21 protein-coding genes and 1 riboswitch are annotated in these 25,104 nt (G+C 64.5%); of the genes, 10 read left to right on the top strand and 11 right to left on the bottom strand.

What is annotated here, in order from left to right; genetic code table 11:
- Positions 1-18 precede the first annotated feature (18 nt).
- From DKM43_RS14860 to DKM43_RS14845, 4 genes are all read right to left on the bottom strand, one after another.
- Positions 19-2,871, bottom strand: a complete 2,853-nt coding sequence (locus DKM43_RS14860) for a 2-oxoglutarate dehydrogenase E1 component (RefSeq protein WP_109799294.1) — start codon at positions 2,869-2,871, stop codon at positions 19-21.
- A 222-nt stretch (positions 2,872-3,093) separates the two neighbouring features.
- Positions 3,094-3,984, bottom strand: coding sequence for a succinate--CoA ligase subunit alpha (sucD, locus tag DKM43_RS14855; RefSeq protein WP_109799293.1), 891 nt, complete (start codon positions 3,982-3,984; stop codon positions 3,094-3,096).
- 36 nt (positions 3,985-4,020) lie between these two features.
- Entirely contained in the window at positions 4,021-4,983 is a 963-nt protein-coding gene (mdh, locus tag DKM43_RS14850; RefSeq protein WP_109799292.1) for a malate dehydrogenase, read from the bottom strand.
- A 284-nt stretch (positions 4,984-5,267) separates the two neighbouring features.
- Positions 5,268-5,531 carry a hypothetical protein gene (locus DKM43_RS14845; RefSeq protein ID WP_109799291.1) on the bottom strand — a complete coding sequence of 88 codons (264 nt, stop codon included), beginning with the start codon at positions 5,529-5,531 and terminating at the stop codon, positions 5,268-5,270.
- 244 nt (positions 5,532-5,775) lie between these two features.
- Here DKM43_RS14845 and DKM43_RS14840 point away from each other — a divergent pair, with 244 nt between their 5' ends.
- Entirely contained in the window at positions 5,776-6,102 is a 327-nt protein-coding gene (locus DKM43_RS14840) for a YnfA family protein (protein ID WP_109799290.1), read from the top strand.
- 31 nt (positions 6,103-6,133) lie between these two features.
- On the opposite strand, the gene DKM43_RS14835 is transcribed toward DKM43_RS14840, so the two are convergent.
- Positions 6,134-7,363, bottom strand: a complete 1,230-nt coding sequence (locus DKM43_RS14835) for a cell wall hydrolase (RefSeq protein ID WP_109799289.1) — start codon at positions 7,361-7,363, stop codon at positions 6,134-6,136.
- Between the two features lie 179 nt (positions 7,364-7,542).
- Positions 7,543-7,737, top strand: a riboswitch (cobalamin riboswitch).
- 108 nt (positions 7,738-7,845) lie between these two features.
- On the opposite strand from DKM43_RS14835, the gene DKM43_RS14830 reads away from it, so the two are divergent.
- The 4 genes from DKM43_RS14830 (at position 7,846) to DKM43_RS14815 (ending at position 12,570) form a co-directional block, all read left to right on the top strand.
- Positions 7,846-9,744 (top strand): TonB-dependent receptor plug domain-containing protein, encoded by a 1,899-nt coding sequence (locus DKM43_RS14830; protein ID WP_109799536.1) that lies wholly within the window; start codon positions 7,846-7,848, stop codon positions 9,742-9,744.
- A 161-nt stretch (positions 9,745-9,905) separates the two neighbouring features.
- Positions 9,906-10,880, top strand: coding sequence for an ABC transporter substrate-binding protein (locus DKM43_RS14825; RefSeq protein WP_236632620.1), 975 nt, complete (start codon positions 9,906-9,908; stop codon positions 10,878-10,880).
- The gene (locus DKM43_RS14820) at positions 10,877-11,839 is read left to right on the top strand and encodes a FecCD family ABC transporter permease (RefSeq protein WP_109799287.1); all 963 of its coding nucleotides are present in this window, start codon (positions 10,877-10,879) and stop codon (positions 11,837-11,839) included. Before DKM43_RS14825 ends, DKM43_RS14820 begins: the two co-directional genes overlap by 4 nt.
- Positions 11,839-12,570, top strand: a complete 732-nt coding sequence (locus tag DKM43_RS14815) for an ABC transporter ATP-binding protein (RefSeq protein WP_109799286.1) — start codon at positions 11,839-11,841, stop codon at positions 12,568-12,570. The genes DKM43_RS14820 and DKM43_RS14815 overlap by 1 nt, the downstream gene beginning before the upstream one ends.
- A 34-nt stretch (positions 12,571-12,604) precedes the next feature.
- On the opposite strand, the gene DKM43_RS14810 is transcribed toward DKM43_RS14815, so the two are convergent.
- Positions 12,605-12,811 (bottom strand): hypothetical protein, encoded by a 207-nt coding sequence (locus tag DKM43_RS14810; protein WP_161554102.1) that lies wholly within the window; start codon positions 12,809-12,811, stop codon positions 12,605-12,607.
- A 250-nt stretch (positions 12,812-13,061) separates the two neighbouring features.
- On the opposite strand from DKM43_RS14810, the gene uvrA reads away from it, so the two are divergent.
- Positions 13,062-15,983 carry an excinuclease ABC subunit UvrA gene (uvrA, locus tag DKM43_RS14805; protein WP_109799284.1) on the top strand — a complete coding sequence of 974 codons (2,922 nt, stop codon included), beginning with the start codon at positions 13,062-13,064 and terminating at the stop codon, positions 15,981-15,983.
- 12 nt (positions 15,984-15,995) lie between these two features.
- Here the strand turns inward: uvrA and DKM43_RS14800 are convergent, their stop codons facing one another.
- The 5 genes from DKM43_RS14800 to DKM43_RS14780 form a co-directional block, all read right to left on the bottom strand.
- The gene (locus DKM43_RS14800; protein WP_109799283.1) at positions 15,996-16,502 is read right to left on the bottom strand and encodes a hypothetical protein; all 507 of its coding nucleotides are present in this window, start codon (positions 16,500-16,502) and stop codon (positions 15,996-15,998) included.
- A complete protein-coding gene (locus DKM43_RS14795; RefSeq protein ID WP_109799282.1) occupies positions 16,499-16,678 on the bottom strand; it encodes a DUF4169 family protein in 180 nt (59 codons plus the stop codon). The genes DKM43_RS14800 and DKM43_RS14795 overlap by 4 nt, the downstream gene beginning before the upstream one ends.
- The gene (locus DKM43_RS14790) at positions 16,678-17,307 is read right to left on the bottom strand and encodes a phosphoglycerate mutase family protein (RefSeq protein ID WP_109799281.1); all 630 of its coding nucleotides are present in this window, start codon (positions 17,305-17,307) and stop codon (positions 16,678-16,680) included. Before DKM43_RS14790 ends, DKM43_RS14795 begins: the two co-directional genes overlap by 1 nt.
- A gap of 10 nt (positions 17,308-17,317) precedes the next feature.
- Positions 17,318-17,809, bottom strand: coding sequence for a transcription elongation factor GreB (greB, locus tag DKM43_RS14785; RefSeq protein ID WP_109799280.1), 492 nt, complete (start codon positions 17,807-17,809; stop codon positions 17,318-17,320).
- Between the two features lie 106 nt (positions 17,810-17,915).
- Positions 17,916-19,934 (bottom strand): lytic transglycosylase domain-containing protein, encoded by a 2,019-nt coding sequence (locus DKM43_RS14780; RefSeq protein ID WP_109799279.1) that lies wholly within the window; start codon positions 19,932-19,934, stop codon positions 17,916-17,918.
- A 102-nt stretch (positions 19,935-20,036) separates the two neighbouring features.
- Here DKM43_RS14780 and dapA point away from each other — a divergent pair, with 102 nt between their 5' ends.
- The 4 genes from dapA (at position 20,037) to DKM43_RS14760 (ending at position 24,662) form a co-directional block, all read left to right on the top strand.
- Positions 20,037-20,918: a 4-hydroxy-tetrahydrodipicolinate synthase gene (dapA, locus tag DKM43_RS14775; protein ID WP_109799278.1), complete on the top strand. Its 882-nt coding sequence runs from the start codon at positions 20,037-20,039 to the stop codon at positions 20,916-20,918.
- Between the two features lie 115 nt (positions 20,919-21,033).
- On the top strand, positions 21,034-21,516 hold the full coding sequence (gene smpB, locus DKM43_RS14770; protein WP_109799277.1) for an SsrA-binding protein SmpB: 483 nt from the start codon (positions 21,034-21,036) through the stop codon (positions 21,514-21,516).
- A 132-nt stretch (positions 21,517-21,648) separates the two neighbouring features.
- Complete coding sequence (locus tag DKM43_RS14765) at positions 21,649-22,209, top strand: DUF2062 domain-containing protein (RefSeq protein ID WP_109799535.1); 561 nt, start codon at positions 21,649-21,651, stop codon at positions 22,207-22,209.
- Positions 22,209-24,662 carry a response regulator gene (locus tag DKM43_RS14760; protein WP_109799276.1) on the top strand — a complete coding sequence of 818 codons (2,454 nt, stop codon included), beginning with the start codon at positions 22,209-22,211 and terminating at the stop codon, positions 24,660-24,662. Before DKM43_RS14765 ends, DKM43_RS14760 begins: the two co-directional genes overlap by 1 nt.
- The last annotated feature ends 442 nt before the right edge of the window (positions 24,663-25,104 follow it).

Here is a 25,104-nt window from a genome sequence, read left to right as displayed (position 1 = left end):
CCTTGGGGAGAAGGAAAATCAGTTCTTCTTTTGCCGGCGGATCTCGTCACGCACCGAAAGGCCCAGCGCATCTGCTACGAGCGCGCCCTGTTCGCTGGCATGGCGGCTGGCAAGGCCGGTGGCGGGCGATGCCGCCGCCGCGCGGCCGGCATAGCGCGCCCGCGCAACCTTGCTGCCCGCCGCCTTCAGCGCTTCCTCGATCAGCGGTTCAACGAAGAACCATGCGCCGTTGTTGCGCGGTTCTTCCTGACACCAGACCACCTCTTCCAGATTGGTCATGCGCGACAGGCGCAGGGCCAGCGGTTCGCCGGGGAAGGGATAGAGCTGTTCGAGACGGATGATCTGCACGTCGTCGATGCCCGCGGCATTGCGCGCTTCGATCAGGTCATAGGCGACCTTGCCCGAACACAGGATCACCTTGCGGGTGTCCTTGTCAGCTGCCGGATTGATGTCCGACAGGATGCGCATGAAGTGGCCTTCGCCGATGAAGTCCGAAGCAGCCGACTTTGCCAGCGGATGGCGCAGCAGGCTCTTGGGTGTCATGATGATGAGCGGCTTGCGGAACGGACGGTGCATCTGCCGGCGCAGCACGTGGAAGTAGTTCGCCGGGGTGGTGATGTTGCACACCTGGATGTTGTCTTCCGCGCAAAGCTGAAGATAGCGTTCCAGACGTGCCGAGGAGTGTTCCGGCCCCTGGCCTTCATACCCGTGAGGCAGCAGCATGACGAGGCCATTGGCGCGCAGCCACTTGGCTTCGGATGCGGCGATATACTGATCGATGACGATCTGCGCGCCATTGGCGAAATCGCCGAACTGGCCTTCCCACAACACGAGGCTCTTGGGGTCCGCGCTGGCATAGCCATACTCGAAGCCAAGCACGCCATATTCGGAAAGCGGGCTGTCGAGCACCTCGAACGAGCCGTGCGGCAGCGTTGAAAGCGCCACGTATTTGCGTTCGTCCTTCTGGTCGACCCAGACGGCGTGGCGCTGGCTGAAGGTGCCGCGCCCGCAATCCTGACCGGAAAGGCGCACACCATAGCCCTCGGTAACGAGGCTGCCGAAGGCAAGCGCTTCGCCGGTGGCCCAGTCAAACCCCTGACCCGTGGCGAACATTTCGCGCTTGGCGTCGATCACACGCGCCAGTGTCTTGTGGATGGTGAGGTCTTCGGGAACGGTGGTCAGGGTTCGGCCAAGGCTGTCGAACAGCTTCTGGTCGATCCCGGTGCCCACGTTGCGGCGCGCCGTGACCGGATCGGCCGGCTTGTTGAAGCCTGACCAGCGCCCGCCGAACCAGTCGGCCTCGTTGGCCTTGTAGCCCTTGGCTGCTTCGAACTCGGTTTCCAGCGTCGCCACGAAGTGGCTTTCGATCTCACCCTTGTAATTGGCGTCGATCACGCCTTCGGCCACAAGCCGCTTGGCATAGATCTCGCTCACGCCGGGATGCTGGCGGATCTTGGCATACATCAGCGGCTGGGTGAATGAAGGCTCGTCGCCTTCATTGTGGCCGAAGCGGCGGTAGCACCACATGTCGACCACGATGTCGCGGCCGAACTTCTGGCGATAGTCGATAGCCAGCTTGCAGGCGAAAGTCACGGCTTCGGGATCATCGCCGTTCACGTGCAGGATCGGCGCCTGCACGCCCTTGGCCACATCCGACGGATAGGGCGACCCGCGCGAGAACTGCGGGCTGGTGGTGAACCCGATCTGGTTGTTGATGATGAAGTGGATGCAGCCGCCGGTGTTGTAGCCCTTCACGCCCGAAAGGCCGAAGCACTCCCACACGATGCCTTGCCCCGCAAAGGCGGCATCGCCGTGGATCAACACGGGCAGAACCTGCTTGTGGCGCGCGTCTGGCCCCACGTCATCGCCGATATCGTCGCGGAACACCTGCTGCGCACGCACCTTGCCCAGGACGATCGGGTCAACCGTTTCGAGGTGCGAGGGATTTGGCACAAGGCTCATGTGCACCTTGATCCCGTCAAACTCGCGGTCGGTCGAAGTGCCGAGGTGATACTTCACGTCGCCAGATCCGCCCACGTCTTCCGGGTTGGCCGAGCCACCCGAAAACTCGTGGAAGATCACGCGATAAGGCTTTGCCATGACATTGGCCAGCACGTTGAGGCGGCCGCGGTGGGCCATGCCGTAAACGATCTCGCGCACGCCAAGCTGGCCGCCATACTTGATGATCGCCTCAAGCGCCGGAATCATCGATTCCCCGCCGTCGAGACCGAAACGCTTGGTGCCGACATACTTCTTGCCGAGGAACTTCTCGTATTGTTCGCCGCGCACCACGGCGGCGAGGATTGCCTTCTTGCCGTTGGGCGTGAAGTCCACATGCTTGTCGCCGCCCTCGATGCGGTCCTGGATGAAGCGGCGCTCCTCCACGTCGGCAATGTGCATGTATTCGAAGCCGATGTGCCCGCAGTAGTTGGCACGCAGGATCGCAACGAGTTCATCGAGCGTGGCCCATTCAAGGCCAAGCACGCCGCCGACATAGATCTTGCGCTTGGCGTCGGCAGCGGTGAATCCGTGATATTCGGGCGAAAGGTCGGCCGGAAGCTTCTGGCGGGCAAGGCCCAGAGGATCGAGATCAGCGGCAAGGTGCCCACGCACGCGATAGGTGCGGATCAGTGTCATGGCGCGGATTGAATCCATCGCCGCCTGCTGCAGGGCCTGCTCGTCAAGCTGCGCGCCGACCTTGCTTGCCGATTTCTGGATGGCGAGCTTGAGCGCCATCGGGTCCATCGCCTGGGTCAGGTCATCGCCAGCCGCGGCATCGGTGATCGGCCAGCGCTTGCTTGCCCACGAAGGGCCGGGCTGCGGGCCTTCCTGAGCCGGATCGACGTCGAAATCGTGCAGTTCGGAACCCATTGTCAACTCCTTGTCCCCCCGGGGAGGATGGGGGCTTCGGACACTTGCGCCCACGCCAAGCGGCGAAGCGAACCTTTCCGGCAGGATCGCCCATGCGGACCCTGCAAAATCCCGCTGCCGCGCCCCGTGCAGATGGGCGCTTTCTAGCGGCAGCAAATGAAAGCATCCGCCCGGAGACCGTTACGCAGAACAGCCTATCCGGGCGGTAGCTCTTTTACGCGATCAGACGCGTTCCTTCAGCACTTCGGCCAGCGTTTCGCCCAGAAGCGAAGGCGAGGGGCTGACGCGGATGCCGGCTTCTTCCATGGCCGCGATCTTGTCTTCAGCGCCGCCCTGTCCGCCCGACACGATTGCTCCTGCGTGGCCCATGCGGCGGCCCGGAGGCGCCGTGCGGCCCGCGATGAAGCCGACCATCGGCTTCTTGCGGCCGCGGCGTGCTTCGTCCTTGAGGAACTGTGCGGCTTCTTCTTCGGCGCTGCCGCCGATTTCACCGATCATGATGATCGACTTGGTTTCATCGTCGGCAAGGAACAGTTCCAGCACGTCGATGAAGTTGGTGCCGTTCACCGGGTCACCGCCAATGCCGACCGCGGTGGTCTGGCCGAGGCCGATGTTCGAGGTCTGGAACACCGCCTCATAGGTGAGCGTGCCCGAACGCGAAACCACGCCGACGCTGCCCTTCTTGAAGATCGAGCCGGGCATGATGCCGATCTTGCATTCGTTCGGGGTGAGGACGCCGGGGCAGTTCGGGCCGATCAGACGGCTCTTCGATCCGACGAGCGCGCGCTTCACCTTGACCATGTCGAGCACCGGGATGCCTTCGGTGATGCAAACGATCAGTTCCATTTGCGCGTCGATCGCTTCAAGGATCGAATCGGCGGCGAACGGCGGCGGCACGTAGATGCACGAGGCAGTTGCGCCCGTGGCAGCTTTGGCTTCGTGCACCGTGTTGAAGTTGGGCAGGCCGATGTGGGTGGTGCCGCCCTTGCCGGGGGTCACGCCGCCGACCATCTGCGTGCCATAGGCAAGCGCCTGTTCGGTGTGGAACGTGCCGGTCGCGCCGGTCATCCCCTGCGTGATGACCTTGGTATTCTTGTCGACGAGAATGCTCATTGATGAAACTCCTGAGCTTGAAAACGGTATGTCCGCTTAGGCCAGCGAAGGATCGATGCCCTTGCAGGCCACCAGCAGTTCCTTGACCGCATCGACCGAGACCTGAAGGTTGGCCTTGGCTTCCGCATCGAGTTCGATTTCGATGACCTTTTCGACACCGTTCGCACCGATCAGCACGGGAACGCCGACATAAAGTCCGTCAACGCCGTAAGGGCCATCGACATAGGCGGCGCAGGGCAGGATGCGCTTCTGGTCGAACAGGTAGGCTTCGGCCATGGCGATGCCCGATGCTGCGGGGGCATAGAAGGCCGAGCCGGTCTTGAGCAGGCCCACGATTTCGCCGCCGCCGGAACGGGTGCGCTGGACGATCGCGTCGATCTTATCCTGCGTGGAAAGGCCCATCTTGACCAGATCGGGAACCGGGATGCCGTTGACGGTGGAATACTGGGTGACGGGCACCATGGTATCACCGTGGCCGCCTAGGACGAACGTGTTCACGTCGCGGATCGAGACGCCGAACTCCCAGGCCAGGAAAGTGCTGAAGCGCGCCGAATCGAGCACGCCCGCCATGCCGACGACCTTGTTGTGCGGAAGGCCGGAGAACTCGCGCAGCGCCCAGACCATCGCATCGAGCGGGTTGGTGATGCAGATGACGAACGCGTCGGGGGCGTGGGTCTTGATGCCTTCGCCTACGGCCTTCATCACCTTGAGGTTGATGCCCAGAAGGTCGTCGCGGCTCATGCCGGGCTTGCGGGCAACACCGGCGGTCACGATGATGACATCGGCTCCGGCAATGTCGGCATAGTCGTTCGAACCGATGATGTTGGCATCGAAGCCTTCGACTGGGCCGCACTGCGACAGATCGAGCGCCTTGCCCTGCGGAACGCCTTCGACCACGTCGAACAGGACGATATCACCCAGTTCCTTCTGGGCGGCGAGGTGGGCCAGCGTGCCCCCGATATTGCCCGCGCCGATCAGCGCGATCTTCTTGCGTGCCATGCTCTACGGTCCTTTCCCGTTCGCGGGGACAAGCATACAGATGCCAGCAGAGCTTGCGCCCAACGCCTTCCCGTGCCCCGCGAGACAGGAAAGTTCTGGCCGAATGACTCGGCCCCTAAGCCTGCCTGCAAGTGAATGCAACCGCGAAAAACAGCTAGTTTCCGGGTTTTTTCGATAACAGTTTGCAATAGCAATAGTGTGTTAATCCGCCAGTCAGACAAATGAAAAAGTCCCGGTGGCAAGGCCGGGACTTCTCATGCCTGAATCGGCAAGGTTACGCGCGATCAGCGCTGCCGCACCAGATCGCGCATCAGTCGCCGGTCCAGCGTATGGCATACAGCCCGCCAGAAGTCCGCGCGTTCCGCATCGGCATTGGCACCAGCGATGAGCGCCGCATCACGGGCGCGCTCCGCCGCAGCAAAACCGTGCGCCGCGAACAGCCGCAGCGCTGCTTCAAGCACGGCCTGCTGCTGGCTTGCCGAACCGCTCCATGCCTCGGCATTGTCGTTTGCCGCGCGCAGGTGCCGTCCCAGAATAGGGCGTGCCATGCACGGCGAGATGATGCCGTAGCGAGGGGCAAATCGCACCATGATTTGTGTTCTCTCCTTCGCGCCCGGTTGACCTTGCCCGGCCGCGTTCCACGAGCCGAATGATAGGACCGCGGGCCTAAGAGTGTGTTCCGCGACACGGTAAAGGATGCGGTAAGGACGAATGGCGTGTCGCCCTGCGCCGCATCCGGTTGCGCGTGATGGCGCATTGCCATGCCGATCCGCGCAATGATAAGCGCACGGCATGAGCTTTCCTGCCTTCCTGGCCGCCGCCCTTGCCGAAATTGCCGGATGCTTTGCGTTCTGGGCATGGCTGCGCCTTGGCAAGACCGCGCTGCTGGTGGTGCCGGGACTTGCTTTGCTGACCTTCTTCGCGTGGGTGCTGACATTGGTCGAAACCGACAATGCAGGCCGCGCCTATGCGGCCTATGGCGGCATCTACATCGTGGCGGCGCTGGTCTGGCTCTGGGCTTTCGAAGGCGTGCGGCCGGATCGCTGGGATCTGATCGGCGCGGGCCTCAGCCTATTGGGCACCATGGTGATCCTTTACGGGCCGCGATCCCCGGTCTGAACCGGGGAACCGCAAGTTTGCACCTGCCGGTTCAGGCGCCCGGTTGCGCAACCCATGTGCTGGCCGCTTCGTGCCCCGGCAGGATCGATCCGCTTCCTGTGGCAGGCGGCTCCTTGCCACGGACGGCGCTGGGCGCGGCGGAAGGCGAAGGAACAAGCCCACCGCGCAGGAGCGATGCCGGTGGCGCGGCTGCTGGCGAGATCGGTTGCTGGTCCATCACGCCTGCCGCAATCGGCCCGCCGGAGGAGGCAAGTTGCCCGCGCTCGAACGCCTTTTCGAGGAGCAGCGGGTCGGCAAGGTCGGTGGGCGAAGGTGTCCATGTGCGCGGATGCGGCGCTGCCACGGGTTCTGCGCCCAGATAGCGTGCGGCAAAGGCGGCTGGCTTTCCGGCAGCGCCTGCCCAGTTGTAGAAGCGGTGCGCGCCGATCGTGCCGATGAAGCGCAGGCTGGGCGCCCATTGCGGATATACAGCCGTCGTGTGGTAATGCGTTGCAAGGCCTACGGGCGCATAGACATGACCCGCCAGCGCATCGGCGGCCACGCGCCGCGCCCTGTCCCAGAATGCCTTCATTGGCCGTCTGGCCAGCGATCCGTCGCACGCGAACGAAAACTGGCAGCCGGGCCGCTCCGATCCCTGATAGACAACGCCGCAAACCGTATTGGGCCACGCCGGATGGGCCACGCGGTTCAGCACGACCTGCGCCACTGCGCGTTGTCCCGCATCAGGTTCGCTGGCGGCTTCGTAATAGATGGCGGTCGTCAGGCATTGCAGGGCGCGCCAGCGGTCCTCGCTCGTGCCTGTGGCCAGAATGGGGCGTGCTGCCACTTCGCCCCTTGGCCCTGACGCCGCATCGCTCTGGCTGCGGTCCCACGCGCTTTGCGCTTCGACCGGATCGATCAGCCCGTTCTCGCTTTCATCCAGCCAGTAGAACGCCGATCCGGGAAAGCTGTCGCCCGCACGCTCGAACGGTTGCAGTCCGGCCATGTGCACGCGCGCCGTCGCAGAACGCACGCCGCCCGGTTCGCCCCAGCCGGTTGCGCCAAGCGCGCTTGCCAGAAGGCCGAACGCTGCCACGCCCGCCACGCGCTGGCGCAGCATCGAGGGCGCGCGCAGCGCCCGGCGGATCGAGCGCATGTCGCGCCGACGGATGCGCGCTGCAAAATCGCGCGGCTTCACCTCTGCGCCGATCGGCCACGCGGCCACACTCGCTGCCGCAGGCGCGGGAAGGGCAATCGGCCGATAGGCGATTTCCAAGGGCATGGCGGCAGCGAAAATCCTGTTGCTCCTGTCTTGCGCTAGTCCTTTGCTGCTGCGCTCGCATCAGCGCATTTGCGCCTGTCCCGATGCGGCACATTGCCCTGCGATCCGGTTAACCGAGGCGGACGATCCTGCACCAAAGTGCATGAGCGGCCTTGTCGCGATGCGAACTTGCGGTTATTGCCACGCCAGACGCCAACGGTGCCCGGTAACACGGGCTAAGAGGGAAGCCGGTTCAAATCCGGCGCTGCCCCCGCAACTGTAACCGGATAGCGCGTTGTCCATTCATGCCACTGGCGCGGCTTGCCCGTGCTGGGAAGGCGGACAACCTGCGATGACCCGGAAGCCAGGAGACCTGCCGATGGTAGTCGTTCCGCGGCCGGGCGGGGTGTACCGGGCGCACGCGACGAGGCGCGCCATTACGAAGGCCCAGCGCACCTCTCGCCATGAACGGCGTCAACCGTTCGTGGCCGGAGTTGTGTTCCGTGAAGACGTATCTGCTTTCCGTTTCTGCCCTTGCCGCCCTGTCTGCCGCTGCCGGCCCCGCGCTTGCGCAAGGCGCCGATGGCACGGCCGCCCCCGACAATACCCGCGCCGATGCGATCACCGTCATCGCCACTGGCAGCCAGACGCTGCTGAGCGATCTCGGCCAGCCCGTGACTGTCATCACGGCGGACGAAATCCGGTCGATCCAGGGGCCTGACATTACCCGCGTGCTCGAACGCATCCCCGGCCTCACGCTGACACGCAATGGCGGCCCCGGCAGCTTCACCGGCGTGCGTCTGCGCGGCTCGGACGCGGAACAGGTGCTTGTCCTTGTCGATGGCGTCCGCGTGGAAGACGTCTCGGCTCCGTCGGGAGGATTCGATTTCGGCACGGTCACATCCGGCGGCATCGAGCGTATCGACGTGTTGCGCGGTTCCAACTCGGTCGTCTGGGGCAGCGCGGCGATTGGCGGGGTGATCGCCATCCAGTCGCGCGAGCTTCATGGGGTTGAAGCCAGCGCCGAATATGGCGCGAACGAAAGCTGGACGGCCGATGCCGCCGCAGGCATCGCCTCGGACCGCGCAGCGCTCGCGCTCAATGGCGGTTACAGTCGCACCGACGGCGTGTCTGCCGCCGCTGTCGGCACTGAACGCGACGGGTTCCGCCAGTGGCGCATCGGCGGGCGCGGCCGGGTGAACCTGACCGACAGTCTCGCCATCGTGGCGACGGCCCGCCACGCCGACAGCCGCATCGGCATCGACGGGTTCGCTCCGCCCACCTTCAGCTTTGGCGACACGCCCGATCAGCAGGAAACCAGGCAGACTTCGGGCCGCGCGGGTCTGCGTTATGTCTCGCAAGGGCTGACGATCAACACAGGCTTTGCCATTGCCGACACCGCGCGCGATTATTTCGCGAATGCCGCCGCAGTCAGCCCGTCCTATGGTTACACAGGCCGCTCGGAGCGGGCGGACCTCACGGGGCGCCTTGCCCTGCCATCCGGGTTTACCCTTGATTTCGGTGCGGACAGCGAATGGACCCGCTTTTCCAGCACGTTCGATGTAGAAGCAAAGGCCAATCTCACCAGCGGCCATGCCCTGCTCGGCTGGAGCAGGGACGGGGCCAGCCTTGCCGCGGGGCTTCGTGTTGATGACCACAGCCGTTTCGGCACGGCATGGACGTTCGGTGCGAATGGCTCGTTCGCCCTGATGCAGGATCTGCGCCTGCGCGCTTCCTATGGCGAGGGTTTCCGCGCCCCCACGCTGTTCAACCTGCTTTCAATCTATGGCAATGCCGCGCTCCAGCCCGAACGCGCCCGCAGCTATGATGCGGGGCTGGAATGGGGCGCGCCGTATGGCAACCTGCATGCCGCCGTCACCGTGTTCCGGCGCGACAGCCGCAATCTCATCGCATTCGTTTCCTGCGCCAGCCTGAACCGCTGCGCCGACCGCCCGTTCGGTCTTTATGACAACATCGGACTTGCAAGGGCGCAGGGTGTCGAGGCTGAACTCGGCGCGCGGCCGACCGAAAATCTGCACGTGCAGGCCGCCTATACCTATCTTGAGACCGAGAACCGCACGTCCGGCACTGCCAGTTTCGGCAAGGATCTGCCGCGCCGTCCGGCTCATGCGCTGACTCTTTCGGCCGACTGGACAACCCCGCTTGCCGGTCTGGCGCTGGGAGCGGATATGCGCCTTGTCTCCGACAGCTTCGACAATGCCGCCAACACCATCCGTCTTGATGGCTATGCACTGGCAACACTGCGTGCCAGCTTCCCGCTGACAGATCGGGTCGAAATCTACGGCCGCGTCGAGAACCTGACTGATGAGGTCTATCAGACCGTGGCAGGCTACGGCACGTGGGGGCGCAGCGCCTTCATCGGCATACGCGCGCGTTACTGATGACCACTGGCGCGCCCCTTCGCCCCGCATGGTCGGCCCGCGCTGGCGGGGATACCGGCGGCTTAGTGCGAGGCGCGCGCGAAAGCACCGGGGGCACTGCCTTCCCGCCATCGCGAAAGGCAGCCCGGCAACCCCGCTTCCGCAAGGGAGCGGGGCGGGGGGTGGTCGCTCTCGCAGCGTTCCTCACCGCCAGCTGCATCCCCCAGAGCAGCGCCACCTCCCCGTTCTTTGGCCAACTTTCCGGCCATGGCTCATCCGGCTCGGCTGGCAGCGGTCTGGCGCAGCCCACGATCGTCAGCCTCAACCCCTGCACCGATGCGATCCTAGCCGAAGTTGCCGATCCGGCGCAGGTTCTGGCCATTTCGCACTATAGCCATGACCTGCGCTCGTCCTCGATGAGCGCGGCAAAGGCCCGCCGATTTTCCGCAACGCGCGGCACGGTGGAAGAGGTGTTGGCGCTGAAGCCCACACTGGTGCTGGGCAGCACTTTTACCGACCCTGCCTCGGCCAGCGCCTACCGCCACCTTGGCGTGCGGCTCGAACGCATCGGCATGGCCTCGACGATCGAGCAGAACTATGCCCAGATCCGCCAGATCGCAGCGCTTGCCGGCCAATCGGCAAGGGGTGAGGCACTGATCGGCCGCATTCAGGCTGCGCTTGCCGCCGCCGCACCGCCAGCGGGCGCGCGACCGATCCCTGCGGTCGTCTGGCAATCGGGCGGGATGGTTCCCGGTGATGATACGCTGATCGCCGATCTTCTTCGCCGCACCGGCTTTTCCAATTTCGCCGCTGACCGCGGGCTGGGCCAGGCCGATCTCCTGCCGCTCGAAAGGATGCTGGCCGATCCTCCGGCCCTGATCCTCGTGGCGGGGCATAGCGCGGAGACCGGCCAAGCATCGGGCATCGGCGGGGATGACCGGGTTCTGTCGCATCCCGCGCTTGCGGCGCTTGGAGCGACGCGCCGTGTCTCCTTCCCTGCCAATCTCCTCTACTGCGGCGGTCCTACGCTGATTGCCGCGGCGGGCAGGCTGGCGGCCGTGCGCAACCAGACTTTGCCCGGAACGGCGGGAAGCACTTCTGTCAGCGGGAATGCAGCGGGAACGCGCCGCAACGGCTCCCCGGTGACGGCTCGATGACCCGCCCGGTCTGGATCCTGCTTGCGGCCCTTGCGCTTGCTTTTCCTCTCTCGCTTCTGGCCGGGCAGGTCTGGATCAGTCCTTTCAGCCCCCCGTTGCCCAATGCGCCGGCCATCCTCATGGAACTGCGCCTGCCGCGTGCCGTTCTGGCGCTGGTGCTGGGGGCGGGGTTGGGGGCTGCGGGCGCGGCCATGCAGGGATACCTGCGCAATCCGCTGGCCGATCCGGGCCTTTTCGGCATAGCTCCGGCTGCCGCACTCGGCGCGGTTCTCTCGTTCTACACAGGCTATCAGGCGCAGGCTTTCACCCTGCCGCTGTTCGCCCTTCTCGGTGCGAGCGGTGCCATGGGCCTGCTCGCCCTGATCGCGGGCAGGGCGGGGAGCATCGCCCTGTTCACGCTGGCGGGCATGATGGTGGCCAGCCTTGCCGGTGCGCTGACCAGTCTTGCCATCAGCCTGTCGCCCAATCCCTTTGCCCTGTCGGAAATCGTCACCTGGCTTATGGGCGCGCTGGCTGACCGTGGCTGGCACGAAGTGCGCATTGCCGCCCCGTTCACGCTTGTCGGCCTCGCACTGCTCTGGCGCGCGGCGCCAGCGCTCGATGCTCTGGCCCTTGGCGAGGCGGCGGCCCGCTCGCTCGGCGTCGATCCGGCGCGCCTGTTATGGCTGATGATCGCGGCCATCGGCCTGATCGTCGGCAGCGGCGTGGCGGTAGCTGGCATGATCGGCTTCGTCGGCCTGATGGTCCCCCACATGGTGCGCCCCTTCACCGATCAGCGTCCTTCCTCCACGCTGCTGCCCAGCGCGCTGGCCGGGGCGCTGCTGCTGCTGGTTGCCGATTGCCTGTGCCGGATCATGCCCCTCAAAGGGGGCGAACTGCGCCTTGGCATTGCCCTCAGCCTCGCCGGAGCGCCCTTCTTTCTGCGTCTCCTGCTCGGAATGCGGCGGAAGATCGGCTGATGCTCGAAGCGTTGGGTCTTGGTGTCAGGGGGCGTCTCAACAATGTCACCGCGCAATTGCGGTCGGGGCGGGTCACGGCCATCTGCGGGCCGAATGGCGCGGGCAAGTCCACGCTGGTGGGCGCGCTGGCGGGCCTCATCGCGCCCGCCAGCGGCACAGTCACGCTCGCCAGCCAGCCGCTGACCGATCTGACGCCACAGGAACGCGCCCGCCGCATCGGCTATCTGCCGCAATCGGCCGAAGTTGCATGGAATCTCTCGGTGCGCACGCTTGCCGCGCTGGGCCGTCTGCCGCACCGCACGCCTGCGGCGCAAGACGCGGACATCGTGGATGAGGTTCTTGGAACCCTTGGCCTTTCCGCTCTGGCCGACCGTCCGTTGTCCACGCTTTCGGGAGGAGAGCGCGCCCGCGCCTTGCTTGCCCGCGTCCTCGCCACGCAGCCGCAATGGATCCTTGCCGACGAACCGCTGGCCGCGCTCGATCTGGCGCACCAACGCGGCCTGATCCGCCATTTCCGCAAGTTGGCGCAGGACGGGCGCGGCGTTGTGCTTGTCGTGCATGACCTGGCGCTGGCGATGAACCATGCCGATCATGTAGTGGTGCTCGACCGGGGCGGCATTGCCGCGCAAGGGGCGCCGCAAGCCGCCTTGTCGGAAGAAGTGATCGCGCGTGTCTGGAACCTTGATGCGCGCTGGCTGGGCGATCCCGGCCACCGCGCTCTTGCATTTTGAGGCGAAAGAACCTGGGTTCAGGAAGCGCCCGCGATCAGACGGCCAGTGCCGGAGGTGTTTCCTCGTCTGTCTGATGCTCTGTCATGGCGGCTGCGAAATCGGCGGCAAAGAATGCGGCAAAGCGTTCACGCAGCGCATCGGATATGACAGGGCGCGCGACGGGACGGGCTTCGCTGCGGCAGAACAGGCTGCGTTCCGCCACAAACGGCTTATCGGCCTCGTGCCTTTCAGGCGTCTGCATGACCATTGAACCGGACAACCAGCATTTCCTTTTGCCTGCGCCCCTTATGGCAACATTCGGCAACAGACAATTGTATGCATCCGACAATCCCGGCGTCTTTTTATGTTCGCCCCTTTTGCGGCACGAGGGCGCAAGCGCCGCCTTCATCCCCCAAAGCCCGTATTGCGCGCCGCGCCCGTCCTCCCCACATGCGCGGGGGCGCGGGGCAGGGGTCTTGCGATAATCGAACAAATATGGAACACATCCGCGCATGTCTCTTTCCACCACTTCGGTTCCCAAGATCTCGGTCCGCGGCGCGCGTGAGCACAATCTCAAGGGAATCGACATCGATCTGCCCCGTGACAGCCTGATCGTCATCACCGGCCTTTCCGGTTCGGGCAAGTCCAGCCTCGCCTTCGACACGATCTACGCCGAAGGGCAGCGGCGCTATGTGGAATCGCTTTCCGCCTATGCGCGCCAGTTCCTTGAAATGATGCAGAAGCCCGATGTCGAGCATATCGACGGGCTCTCGCCCGCCATTTCGATCGAGCAGAAGACCACCAGCCGCAACCCGCGTTCCACCGTGGCCACGGTGACGGAGATCTACGATTACATGCGCCTGCTCTGGGCGCGCATCGGCGTGCCCTACAGCCCCGCCACCGGAGAGCCGATCTCGGCGCAGACCATCAGCCAGATGGTGGACCGCGTCATGGCCCTGCCCGAAGGCACCCGCGCCTATCTGCTTGCCCCCGTGGTGCGCGGCCGCAAGGGCGAATACCGCCGCGAACTCGCCGAATGGCAGAAGGCCGGTTACACCCGCGTGCGCATCAACGGCGAGATCATGCCGATCGAGGAGGCTCCGGCGCTCGACAAGAAGCTCAAGCACGACATCGAAGTGGTGGTTGACCGCATCGCCGTGCGTGACGGCATCCAGACACGCCTCGCCGACAGCTTCGAACAGGCGCTCAAACTTGCCGATGGGCTGGCCTATGTCGATCTGGCCGATGGCGTGGTGCCGGGACGCGAGGATGAGACCGAAGCCAGTGGCAAGAAGGGGGCGATGAAGCGAACCGGTCTTGCAGCCAACCGCATCGTCTTCTCGGAAAAGTTCGCATGCCCTGTCAGCGGCTTCACCATCGACGCGCTCGAACCTCGCCTGTTCTCGTTCAACGCGCCGCAGGGAGCATGCCCCGCCTGCGATGGTCTGGGTGAAAAGCTGCTGTTCGATCCCCAACTGGTGGTCCCGAACGAGCATCTCTCGCTCAAGCAGGGCGCGATTGTGCCTTGGGCGAAGAGCAATCCGCCTTCACCCTATTACATGCAGGTTCTGGCAAGTCTTGCCGCGCATTTCGGGTTCAGCCTTGATACGCCGTGGGACAAGCTGCCGTCCGAAGTGAAGGTCGTCATCCTCTATGGCACCGGCGGCAAGGCGGTTCCGCTTACCTTCATCGACGGCAAGAAGTCCTATACCGTCCAGAAGGCCTTCGAAGGCGTGATCGGCAATCTCAACCGCCGCATGTTGCAGACCGAAAGCGCCTGGATGCGCGAGGAACTGTCGAAGTTCCAGACGGCGCAGCCCTGCGAAACCTGCGAGGGCAGGCGGCTCAAGCCCGAAGCCCTTTCGGTGAAAGTCGCGGGAAGCGACATTTCCGCCATCACGCGCCTGTCGGTCGCCTCGGCAGTCGAATGGTTCGGTGCACTGGATGCAAAACTCACGCCGCAGCAGAGCCAGATTGCGCGCGCCATCCTCAAGGAAATCAACGAGCGCCTCGGCTTTCTCAACAACGTCGGGCTTGATTACCTCAATCTCGATCGCACGTCCGGCACGCTTTCGGGCGGGGAAAGCCAGCGCATCCGCCTTGCCAGCCAGATCGGTTCGGGCCTTTCGGGCGTGCTCTATGTGCTTGATGAACCGTCCATCGGCCTGCACCAGCGCGACAATGACCGTCTCCTTGAAACGCTGAAGCGGCTGCGTGATCTGGGCAATACCGTCATCGTGGTCGAGCATGACGAAGACGCCATCCGCGCCGCCGATCACGTGGTCGATCTGGGGCCAGGGGCGGGCGTCCATGGCGGCCAGATCGTGGCGCAGGGACGCTTGCAGGACATTCTCGACAACCCGGACAGCCTGACCGGCCAGTATCTCACCGGCGCGCGCAGGATCGAGGTTCCGAAACAGCGCCGCCCCGGCAACGGCCTTCACATCAGCGTGGAAGGCGCGCGGGCCAACAACCTGAAGAATGTCAGCGCCAAGGTGCCGCTTGGCACATTCACCTGCGTGACCGGTGTTTCCGGATCAGGAAAGTCGAGCTTCACGATCGACACCCTGCACGCGGTGGCGGCCCGCACGCTCAACGGGGCGCGGGTCATCGCGGGCGCGCATGATCGCGTCACTGGCCTTGAGCATTGCGACAAGGTGATCGAGATCGACCAGTCGCCCATCGGACGCACCCCGCGCTCGAACCCGGCCACCTATACCGGTGCCTTCACCCTGATCCGTGACTGGTTTGCCGGTCTGCCGGAGAGCGCGGCGCGAGGCTACAAGGCGGGCCGGTTCAGCTTCAACGTCAAGGGCGGGCGGTGCGAGAAGTGTCAGGGCGACGGGCTCATCAAGATCGAGATGCACTTCCTGCCTGATGTCTATGTCACCTGCGAAGAGTGTGACGGCAAGCGCTACAACCGCGAAACGCTGGAAGTGAAGTTCAAGGGCCACTCCATTGCCGACGTGCTCGACATGACGATCGAGGATGCGGAGGAGTTCTTCAAGGCCGTGCCCCCGATCCGCGAGCGGATGCACATGCTCAACGAAGTGGGGCTGGGCTATGTCAAGGTCGGCCAGCAGGCCACCACGCTTTCAGGCGGCGAGGCGCAGCGTGTGAAACTGGCCAAGGAACTGGCTCGCCGCTCGACCGGGCAGACGCTCTACATTCTTGATGAGCCCACCACGGGCCTGCACTTCGAAGATGTGCGCAAGCTGCTTGAGGTCCTTCACCGGCTTGTGGAGCAGGGCAACAGTGTGGTGGTGATCGAGCACAATCTCGATGTCATCAAGACGGCCGACTGGATCATCGATCTTGGTCCCGAAGGCGGCGTGCGCGGCGGCGAGATCGTGGCCGAAGGCACGCCGGAGCAGGTGGCGGCAAACCCCCGCAGCTTCACCGGTCGCTACCTTGCGCCGCTGTTGCAACGCTGACGGCGGCCGGTTTCAGCCGGTGTTGCCGGCGCATCCCAGTGCCGCGGCATCAAGCGCCGAGGCCGCTCCTGCCAGGGTAAAGCGGTCGCGGAAGGTGCTGCCATCCGCACCGCGCGCGATGACCACCATCGACTTTGCGCTGCGCATCTGGGCGAGTATTCCGGCATTCGCGGTCTGATCGGCAGGCCATGCGTCGGCCTGACCGGTTTTCAGGGCAAAGTTGGCTTCCGGGAACGAGACGATGACCTTCGATCCGGCCGCCAGCCGCCGTGCCAGTCGCACATGCACCGCGCCGCGTATGCCGCGCCTGGGCCAGTATCCCACGGTGAAATAGGGCTGGAACGCCTGTTCGCGCGCGACCGCCTTTTCGGCCATGGCAATGGCATAGCAGCGCGGCACCGCCGGATCGCGAAAGGCGCCCCAGTTGCCGAATATTCCCAGACTGTCGCGCGCCGTAGCCGTGCCTGAAAGCACCAGCGCCACCAGAGGCAGCAGCTTTCTCGTGGCCGGAGGCTTCACCGGTCCTCCCGCTTTGCACCATCGAGCAGCCGCGCAGCGCGGTCTGCCTCCTGCTGTTCGCGCAGCTTCTCGCCCTTTGTCCTTCCGAATTTTGCCCGGTTCGCCTGGGCTTCCACCTCGCGGCAGGCCCGCTTGTGCGCCTTGCGCACTGCGCGCAGGTTCACGACATTGCTCATCAGGCGTGCTCTATCCCGCGTTCCGATCCGAACAGCACGCGTTCGGCCCCGTTCTCCACCAGCGCGATGGACCCTTGCACAAGTGATGGGGCAATCGGCGCGCCGTGCAGGGGGTGCACGGGATAGCCCGCCATGATGCCGCGCAACACCCGGCTGGAAATGCCGTGCATCACCACGACGTGATCGCCGCCCGCATCGCCGATCTCCTCCAGCCAGCGCTTCAGCCGCGCCGCGATCATGGGATAATCCTCGCCATCAGGCGCCGGGCGCAGGAGGTGGTCCTCGATCACGATGGGACCAACCTCGTCCTCGACATCGCTGTAGGAGCGCCCGCACCACGATCCCATGTCGATTTCCTTGAGATCCATCGTGCGCCGCGCGGCGAACCAGTCCAGCTCCAGTTCCTCGGCGATGAGTGCTGCGGTCTGCAAGGCGCGTCCGGTATCGGAAATGTGCAGCGTCACCTGAGGGCGCGCGCCCAGTTCCGCGCGCAGCGCGCGGCCCATGGCCACGGCCTGCTCGAAGCCTTGCCGTGTCAGCGGGGTGTGGATGTGGTTCGCCTGCAAACGGCGGGTCGCATTATAGACCGTCTCGCCATGGCGCATGATGAAGAAGCGACCGGATGTCATGCGCGCTGCCTTAGCCTGCGGCGTCGGGATAGGAAATGCTCATGATCTCCCACTCCTTCTCGCCCGAAGGCAGGCGAACGATACGCAGATCCCCGACACGCGCCCCGCGCAAGGCTCTCGCAAGGGGGGCGCTCCAGCCAATCAGTCCCTTGGAGGCATCCTGCTCGTCATCCCCGACAAGGGTCAGCACCTTGCGGTTGTCGTCCTCGTCGGCAATTTCCACCGTCGCGCCGAACAGCACGCGGGTCCGATCCTCCTGCCGCGCCGGATCGACCACCCGCGCTGCCTTCATCCGCCGTGCGAGGAACGCCAGTTCACGGTCGATCTCGCGCATCCGCTTGCGCCCGTAGAGATAATCGCCGTTCTCTGACCGGTCGCCATTGCCTGCCGCCCAACTCACGATCTCGACAATGGCCGGGCGTTCGGTGCCCAGCAGATGATCGTAACGCGCGCGCAGGGCGGCAAATCCGGCGGGTGTGATGGGATGACCGTCAGTCTTCATCGTGTGGCATCTGAAGGATGAGGCCTGAGCCGACAAGGATCAATTGCCGACAAGCATCAATTGTCGGCAAGCATCAATTCGCGCAGCCGCAAGACGCCTGCGGATTTCACCCCGGCTCGCGCTTGCCGATGAAGTGGCTCATCGGGTTTGGTCCCCGGTAGCTGGCGTATTGCGGGTTCATCGCTTCATAGACCACCGCGTTCTCCAGCACCCGCTGAACATAGTTGCGCGTTTCGGAAAGCGGTATGCGTTCAAGCCATTCGATCCAGTCGATATCGCCGTTCCGGGGATCGCCACTGGCGCGCAGCCACTTGTTCACGTTGCCTGGACCGGCGTTATAGGCAGCAACGGCCAGCGGCCATGATCCGCGGTAATAATCGAGCATTCGGGCAAAATAGCCTGCGCCAAGCTGAATGTTGTAGTGTGGTTCATCGATCAGCGCCGAGGCGCGATAGGCAAGGCCAAGCTTGCCCGCCTGTTCGTTGGCCGTGCCGGGCATGAGCTGCATCAAGCCCCGCGCGCCGGCATGGCTGACGGCATTCTGCGCGAACTGGCTTTCCTGACGGCTGATCGCGTGGATGCTCGTCCACTTGCTTTCATAACCCTGCGGCACGGGGATCAGCGGAAAGGCGATGTGCTGGAAATCAAGATAGCCGCGGGCTGCGGCTGCCTGCCCAACGATCACGCCCAGATCGCGCCGCCCCAGTTCGCGCGCGAGCTGCGCCACCATCATGTGCTGCGCTTCGGTCTGCTGCTGTTCGGCCACTTCCTTGAAGAAGCGCACGGTCGTGCGCCAATCGCCGTCGCGCGCCAGTTCGCGCACGGCTTGCGTAAGTGGCTGGCTGTAGAACCGGCTGCGTTCCTCCGGGGATGCTTGCGCCGTGGAATCGGTGGCGAACTGTGGGACCGGGCGACCGAGGCGTTCCAGTGCCAGCAGGCCGTAGAACTGATCGGCATACTGCGCGGCCATTTCGAAATAGCGCTTTGCCTCGGCCTGCTGGCCCGCGCGCGCCGCGGATTTACCGGCCCAGTAAAAGCCCTTTGACCGCGTGCCCGGCGTGCGCGCCGCCGCGCCATAGCGCCAGAACAGCGGTGCCGCGCCCGCGTAGTCGCCAAGGTTGAACCATGCCTGCGTGCCGCCCAGCCACATCAGCGAGGTGTAATCATCGCGCAGGCCATAGCCCAGCTTGCTCACGTCCTCGCCCGCGGCAAAGGCATCGTCGATGCCGGCGGCAATGCGCACGGCGGCGCGGGCATCGCCCGCATTTGCCGCACCGCGCGCGTTGATCAGCAGTTCCTCGACCCACTTTTCACGGTCGAGCGGCATGCGTGCCAGAAGCGGCCGGTTGGCCAGAAAATCGCGCGCGCCCGCGCCGTTTCCGGCCTTGCGCAACTGGCGCACCCGCTGAAACACGAAGCCGGGATCGCTGTGCAGAAGCTGCGTCGATACGCCTGCCACCGCGGCATAGGGATCGGCGCCCTGCATCGCGGCAAGGCGCGCGCTGTCGATCGGTTTGCGCGCGGCGCTAACCCACACGATCTGCCGCGCAGCCTGATCTGCCGCACCTGCCCAGAGCAGCGCGTCCATGCGGGCATCGTGATCGTCTGCGGTAAAGTTCGTGCCCCAGTTGGCCAGAAGCGCGCTTTCAGCGGCATCGGGCATGGGGCCGCCGCGCCACGCCGCGCGCGCCGCCTCGCGCGCTTCGGGGCGGCCAAGCTGGGTCAGCGCCAGCGCAAACTGCGCACGGCCGATATTGGTCAGCGGAGGCTTCTCGGCAAAGAAGGCCACCAGACGCGCCGCATCCGCGCCTTCGCGTTCCAGTGCCAGTTCGCCAAAGCGGCGCAGCTTTTCCTCTTCCGGGAAGCCGGGATAGGTGGTGACGAAGCTGGAATAATCGCCGAAACTGAAACGGTTGGAACTGGACAGCAGTTTCCAGCGCTCCACCGCGCCCAGCATCGGGCCGGCGCCACTGGCCACAAGATTGGCGCGTGCCTGATCCCATTCGGCGCCATCGTTGCTGCCTGCGCTGCTGGCGTTACCCACACCGGAGGCGGCCACCGTCTGCATCAGCAGGCCCGCGACACCCCAGCGCAATATCAAGGCTTTCACGTCCATGCCGGACATACTATGGAGCGGCTCCTTATCAGGCGCTGAACAGACCCGTTTGACGGTTTCGGCTTGAACTTGGCCGAACTGCATCATGGGGTAAACTAAGGGGTATTGTCCATGTTTTCCGGCTCCATTCCGGCCCTTGTGACTCCTTTTCGCGATGGAGCGTTCGACGAGAAAGCATTTCGGCGTCTGGTGGACTGGCAGATCGAGAACGGCTCTTCGGCGCTGGTCCCATGCGGCACCACGGGCGAGGCCTCGACCCTGTCCAACGCCGAACATCACCGCGTCATCGAGGTCTGCGTGGAGCAGGCTGCGGGCCGTGTTCCGGTGATTGCTGGGTGCGGCAGCAACGATACGATGAATGCGCTCCTGCACATGAACTTTTCGAAGAAGTGCGGTGCGCAGGCGGCGCTGTGCGTGGCGCCCTACTATAACCGTCCCAGCCAGGCGGGGATCATCGCCCATTTCAGCTATCTGGCCGAACACAACGAACTGCCGATCGTGCTTTACAACGTGCCCGGCCGCACCGTGACGGACATCCTGCCCGAAACCGTGTGCGAACTGGCCAAGCGCTATCCCGAAAAGATCATCGGCATCAAGGATGCCAGCGGCGATCTTTCGCGCGTGACCGATCACCGCATGGGCATCGGCAAGCACTTCTGCCAGCTTTCGGGCGACGATGAACTGGCGCTGCCTGCCAATGCCGCGGGCGCGGTGGGCTGCATTTCGGTAACGGCCAATGTCGCCCCGCGGCTCTGTGCCGAGTTTCAGGCTGCCTGCGCGGCCAACGATCTGGAAAAGGCGCGCGAACTGAACGACCGGCTCTATCCGCTGCACTATGCCATGTTCTCCGATGCATCTCCGGCGCCGGTGAAGTATGCGCTGAGCCGTGTGTTCGAGGGCATCACCGATGAGCTGCGCCTGCCGCTCGTTCCCGCCAGCGCGGAAGCGCGCGCGAAAGTGGATGCCGCGCTGGAGCATGCCGGCCTTCTTTGAGGGCGCCCTCTGACGGCAACTCGGCGCGCGGTTCAGTGCTGGTGCGCCCCGCAGGCGACAAAGTGCGAAGTGGCACTTTCGCTTTGCCGGGGCAGCGCCTACATGGGCGCACATCATGGCCCGTCCCGTTCATCCAGAGTTCGACAAGAAGAAGATCGTCGCCGAAAACCGGCGCGCGCGGTTCGAGTATTTCATCGAGGATACCTACGAGGCGGGTATTGTCCTGACCGGAACCGAGGTGAAATCGCTGCGTTTCGGCGAAGGCTCGATCGCGGAATCCTATGCCGAGGTGAAGAACGGCGAGGTCTGGCTGGTCAATTCCAATGTGCCGGAGTTCAGCCACGGGAACCGCTTCAACCATACGCCCAAGCGGCCGCGCAAGCTGCTGCTGAAAGAACGCCAGATTGCCCGATTCACCGGGGCCGTGGAACGCAAGGGCATGACGCTCGTTCCACTCTCGATCTATTTCAACAGCCGCGGCCGCGCCAAGGTGGAACTGGCGCTCGCCAAGGGGAAGAACGTGGCCGACAAGCGCGCGAGCATCAAGGAGCGTGACTGGAAGCGGGACAAGGCGCGGATCATGAAGGACCATGGCTAGCACGGTTTGGCGTTCCGGGGCGGATATTGCGGGCAGGACTGCGGCTCGCTTCACCAAACCGAAAGCCTGATTGCTCTAGATGCAATCCATCGCACGTGGCGCAGCAGGAACAAGGCGGATAAGCAGCACGGGATGTTCAGCAGGATCGTCAACTGGGCGCGGGCCAACATGCCCACGCGCGAGCAGATGGAGCAGAACCGCTTTGCCCGTCCGCTTGCCGCGCGCCACGAATTGTGGCGGTTCACGCGGCGTTCGGTTCCCCGCGGCGTGGCGGCTGGCCTGTTTATCGGCATCTTTGCGCTGATTCCGGGGGTGCAGATCGTGGGCGCAGCCTTGATGTGCGTGCCGTGCCGGGGCAACATTCCGCTTGCCGTGCTGATGACCTTCATCTCGATCCCGCCAACCACGCTGTTCGTGTTCCTTCCCGGTGCGATTGCGGTGGGCAACAGCTTCGGCTTTCATGCCGACCTGATGACCGTGCGGACCATGGTCACGCATGGCGCGGGCCTGCGCGACTGGTTGGTATGGCTTGGTTCGGACGCAGCGCCGTCGCTGGTTCTGGGCCTGTTCCTGATCTCGATCGTCTCTGCCGCGCTGGGATATGTCATTTCGGCACTTGGCTGGCGCTGGTGGACGGCGCACAAGCGCAAGGTGCGCAAGTTGCGCGCCGATGCGCGGGATTTTCCTGACTGATGACAGGCACGGGGGGCGAAGCAGCGACGGTTCAAGACCCTGACACAGCGCCGCTGCGCGACTGGCTCTTTCTCGGCGGCGCGCTGGCTGCAAGCGCCGGGGCCTTGTGGGGCCTGTCCGGCCAGCCGCTGCTTGTGGGCGGCTTCGTGGGCGCAGTGCTGGTTCTGGGGATGGGCCTGCGTCTTGCGCTGCGCCCCCGCCGACAGGAAGAGCGAGACGAGTTCGCCCCGCCTGACTGGTCCGTCACCAACGCGGCGATCGAAGGCGCGGATGCGGCCATCGCCATCACCGACCGGGCAGGCAGGCTGGTCTGCGCCAACGCGCGCATGGCCGAATGGTTCGGGCCCGGCTGCGTTCCTCCGCGCCTGCCGCTGGAAAGGCCATCGGTCGATGCACTGGAGCAGGCGCTGCGCGCAGCATGGCGTGATGGCGAAGCCAGCGCAGAAATGCTGGTTTCGGCAAAGGGCACCTTTCGCGCCGAAGTGAGCCGGGCGGGGCGCGGCGAGGATCATCTGATCTGGCGCTTCGTGCCGGTGGTGACACCCAATCTGGTGGCCGACATGGCCGCGCATATTTCCGGAAAGCTGGGCCGTGCGCTGGCGCGCGAGGGATTGCAGGCCGCGGTGGTTTCGCCGCAAGGCGCGATCCTTGCCGCAAATACCGCCTTTGCCCAGCGTGCAACCGGCAATGCCGCAGCCGATCTTGCCGGCGCAGACTTCGTTTCCTTCCTCGCCAGCGACGATTCCGAACGCATCCACTATGCCCGTGAAGGCGGCAAGGGCACGCCCGTGCGGCTTATCCATCTGCCTGTGGCCGATCCGGATGGCGTGGCCAACACCGATCCGGCACGCACGGCATCGCTGTTCCTGCTGATCGACAGCGGCGGCTTCGGTCAGGCAGGGGTGGGCGAAGTGCGCGCCGGTCTGCCCCAGATCGAGGCGCTGCTGGCGCGTCTGCCGCTGGGTCTGGCCATGTGCGACCGTGACGGGCGGTTCCTCTTTGCCAATGCCGCCTTCCTGCGCGCGGCGGGCCATGACGATACGATCCCGCCGCCCTATCCTTCGGACCTTGTCATCAAGGAGGACAAGGGCGCGCTGGTCGATGCGGTGCGGCGCCATGCGCAAGGGCAGTCCACCGCGGGCGATGTGGCCGTGCGCCTGCGTGCCGCACCTGAAGAGCCGGTATCGCTCAGCCTTGCGGGGGTGCGCGGGCTTGGCGATGGCGCGGTGCTGCTCAGCCTCAAGGATTCGTCCGAGGAAGCCCGGCTCAAGCGCGAGATCGCGCAGGCCACCAAGATGCAGGCGGTGGGCCAGCTTGCGGGCGGTGTCGCACACGATTTCAACAATGTGCTGACCGCGATCATCGGCTATTGCGATCTCATGCTGATGCGCCACACGCCGGGCGACAGCGATTATGATGACATCCAGCAGATCAAGGCCAATTCCAACCGTGCCGCATCGCTGACGCGGCAATTGCTGGCATTCTCGCGTCAGCAGACGCTCCGTCCGCAGGTGCTGCAACTGCCCGATGTCGTGGCCGAGGTTTCGGCCTTGCTGAAGCGTCTGATCGGCGAAAAGATCACGCTGGAAGTGACGCATGACCGTGATCTGGGCTTTGTGCGGGCCGATCCCACTCAGCTTGAACAGGTTCTGCTCAATCTTGCCGTGAATGCCCGTGATGCGATTGCCGAGCGGCTGGCGGCCAGCGGCGGGAAGGGGCCTGCCGGCGTGGTCAGGCTGATGACCCGGCGCGTGACCGCAGCCGATGTGCGCGCCATGCGCAGCGAGATCCTGCCTATCGGTGACTATACGGCGCTCTTGGTCGAGGATAACGGACAGGGCATCAAGCCGAACCAGATTGGCAAGATTTTTGAACCGTTCTTCACCACAAAGGAGAAAGGTAAGGGCACCGGCCTTGGCCTTTCCACGGTTTACGGCATCGTCAAGCAATCGGGCGGCTTCATTTTCGCCGAAAGCGAAGTGGGCAAGTTCACCCGCTTCAGCATCTATCTTCCCGTTCACCATCCCGATGCCGCGGAAGTTGCGCAGGCGGCCAGATCAGCCAGCGCCGAACCCAGGCGCCAGTGGTCTGGCGGCGGACGGGTGCTGCTGGTCGAGGACGAGGACACCGTGCGCGCCGTGGCTGAACGCGCGCTGGTGCGACAGGGGTATGAGGTGACGACCGCCGCCGATGGCGAGGAAGGGCTGGAGGCCATCGGCCGGGGCCAGTTCGATCTGGTTGTGTCCGATGTGGTGATGCCCACGATGGACGGCCCCGCCATGGCCCGCGAGATCCGCGCTCTCAAACCCGATCTGCCTTTCCTGTTCATGTCGGGTTACGCCGAGGAACAGCTACGGCGCGAGATCGACATTCCCAACATGCACTTTCTTGCCAAGCCGTTTTCGGTGCAGCAGATCTGCGAAGCGGTGGAGAAGGTGCTGCGCGGCAACTGACGCAGCAACAGAATCGTCGGGTTATGGGCCGCGGTTGGATACAGGATCGGCGCGCTCCACTCAGCTTTGCGCGTTGCCAGACCCTTGGGGCCACCCTCGGTGCAGCGCAGACAGCGGTCGCACACGATCTGCAAAGTCATTTCGGCAATTTCTTGCGACTATCGCCGTCTAGGATAGGCGCAACAGCGAAAAGGCGTCTGAATTGATCCGCATCTCCACTGCGCCGCGCAAACTGGCCCGAATCCGACGATGTGTGGTCGGACAGAGTCCCGCTCGATCCCGCCATCGCAATGAAAGGCATGAATCCCGCAAACTGGCAAACTGCAAGCCAATTGGTGAACTTGCAGTCTAGGTTTCGTGGACAAAGCTTGACTGTTGGCTCGGGCGTTGATTCAAGGCTGTCTTTTGGAGGCAGCCTTGGGCGAGCGGATTGGCGTTACGG

It is taken from the genome of Novosphingobium meiothermophilum (assembly GCF_003171715.1).
Classification (GTDB): Bacteria; Pseudomonadota; Alphaproteobacteria; order Sphingomonadales; family Sphingomonadaceae; genus Novosphingobium; species Novosphingobium meiothermophilum.
The sequence above is the reverse complement of the archived record's forward strand: the minus strand, read 5'-3'. Positions and strand labels throughout refer to the sequence as shown.

What these genes read in the sequence shown, in the direction of transcription:
- DKM43_RS14780 (WP_109799279.1), bottom strand. Translation starts at nt 19,934, where the DNA reads ATGTCCGGCATGGACGTGAAAGCCTTGATATTGCGCTGGGGTGTCGCG.
- uvrA (WP_109799284.1), top strand. Translation starts at nt 13,062, where the DNA reads ATGTCTCTTTCCACCACTTCGGTTCCCAAGATCTCGGTCCGCGGCGCG.
- DKM43_RS14820 (WP_109799287.1), top strand. Translation starts at nt 10,877, where the DNA reads ATGACCCGCCCGGTCTGGATCCTGCTTGCGGCCCTTGCGCTTGCTTTT.
- DKM43_RS14815 (WP_109799286.1), top strand. Translation starts at nt 11,839, where the DNA reads ATGCTCGAAGCGTTGGGTCTTGGTGTCAGGGGGCGTCTCAACAATGTC.
- mdh (WP_109799292.1), bottom strand. Translation starts at nt 4,983, where the DNA reads ATGGCACGCAAGAAGATCGCGCTGATCGGCGCGGGCAATATCGGGGGC.
- dapA (WP_109799278.1), top strand. Translation starts at nt 20,037, where the DNA reads ATGTTTTCCGGCTCCATTCCGGCCCTTGTGACTCCTTTTCGCGATGGA.
- DKM43_RS14790 (WP_109799281.1), bottom strand. Translation starts at nt 17,307, where the DNA reads ATGACATCCGGTCGCTTCTTCATCATGCGCCATGGCGAGACGGTCTAT.
- greB (WP_109799280.1), bottom strand. Translation starts at nt 17,809, where the DNA reads ATGAAGACTGACGGTCATCCCATCACACCCGCCGGATTTGCCGCCCTG.
- DKM43_RS14840 (WP_109799290.1), top strand. Translation starts at nt 5,776, where the DNA reads ATGAGCTTTCCTGCCTTCCTGGCCGCCGCCCTTGCCGAAATTGCCGGA.
- DKM43_RS14860 (WP_109799294.1), bottom strand. Translation starts at nt 2,871, where the DNA reads ATGGGTTCCGAACTGCACGATTTCGACGTCGATCCGGCTCAGGAAGGC.
- DKM43_RS14765 (WP_109799535.1), top strand. Translation starts at nt 21,649, where the DNA reads ATGTTCAGCAGGATCGTCAACTGGGCGCGGGCCAACATGCCCACGCGC.
- sucD (WP_109799293.1), bottom strand. Translation starts at nt 3,984, where the DNA reads ATGAGCATTCTCGTCGACAAGAATACCAAGGTCATCACGCAGGGGATG.
- DKM43_RS14795 (WP_109799282.1), bottom strand. Translation starts at nt 16,678, where the DNA reads ATGAGCAATGTCGTGAACCTGCGCGCAGTGCGCAAGGCGCACAAGCGG.
- smpB (WP_109799277.1), top strand. Translation starts at nt 21,034, where the DNA reads ATGGCCCGTCCCGTTCATCCAGAGTTCGACAAGAAGAAGATCGTCGCC.
- DKM43_RS14760 (WP_109799276.1), top strand. Translation starts at nt 22,209, where the DNA reads ATGACAGGCACGGGGGGCGAAGCAGCGACGGTTCAAGACCCTGACACA.
- DKM43_RS14845 (WP_109799291.1), bottom strand. Translation starts at nt 5,531, where the DNA reads ATGGCACGCCCTATTCTGGGACGGCACCTGCGCGCGGCAAACGACAAT.
- DKM43_RS14810 (WP_161554102.1), bottom strand. Translation starts at nt 12,811, where the DNA reads ATGCAGACGCCTGAAAGGCACGAGGCCGATAAGCCGTTTGTGGCGGAA.
- DKM43_RS14835 (WP_109799289.1), bottom strand. Translation starts at nt 7,363, where the DNA reads ATGCCCTTGGAAATCGCCTATCGGCCGATTGCCCTTCCCGCGCCTGCG.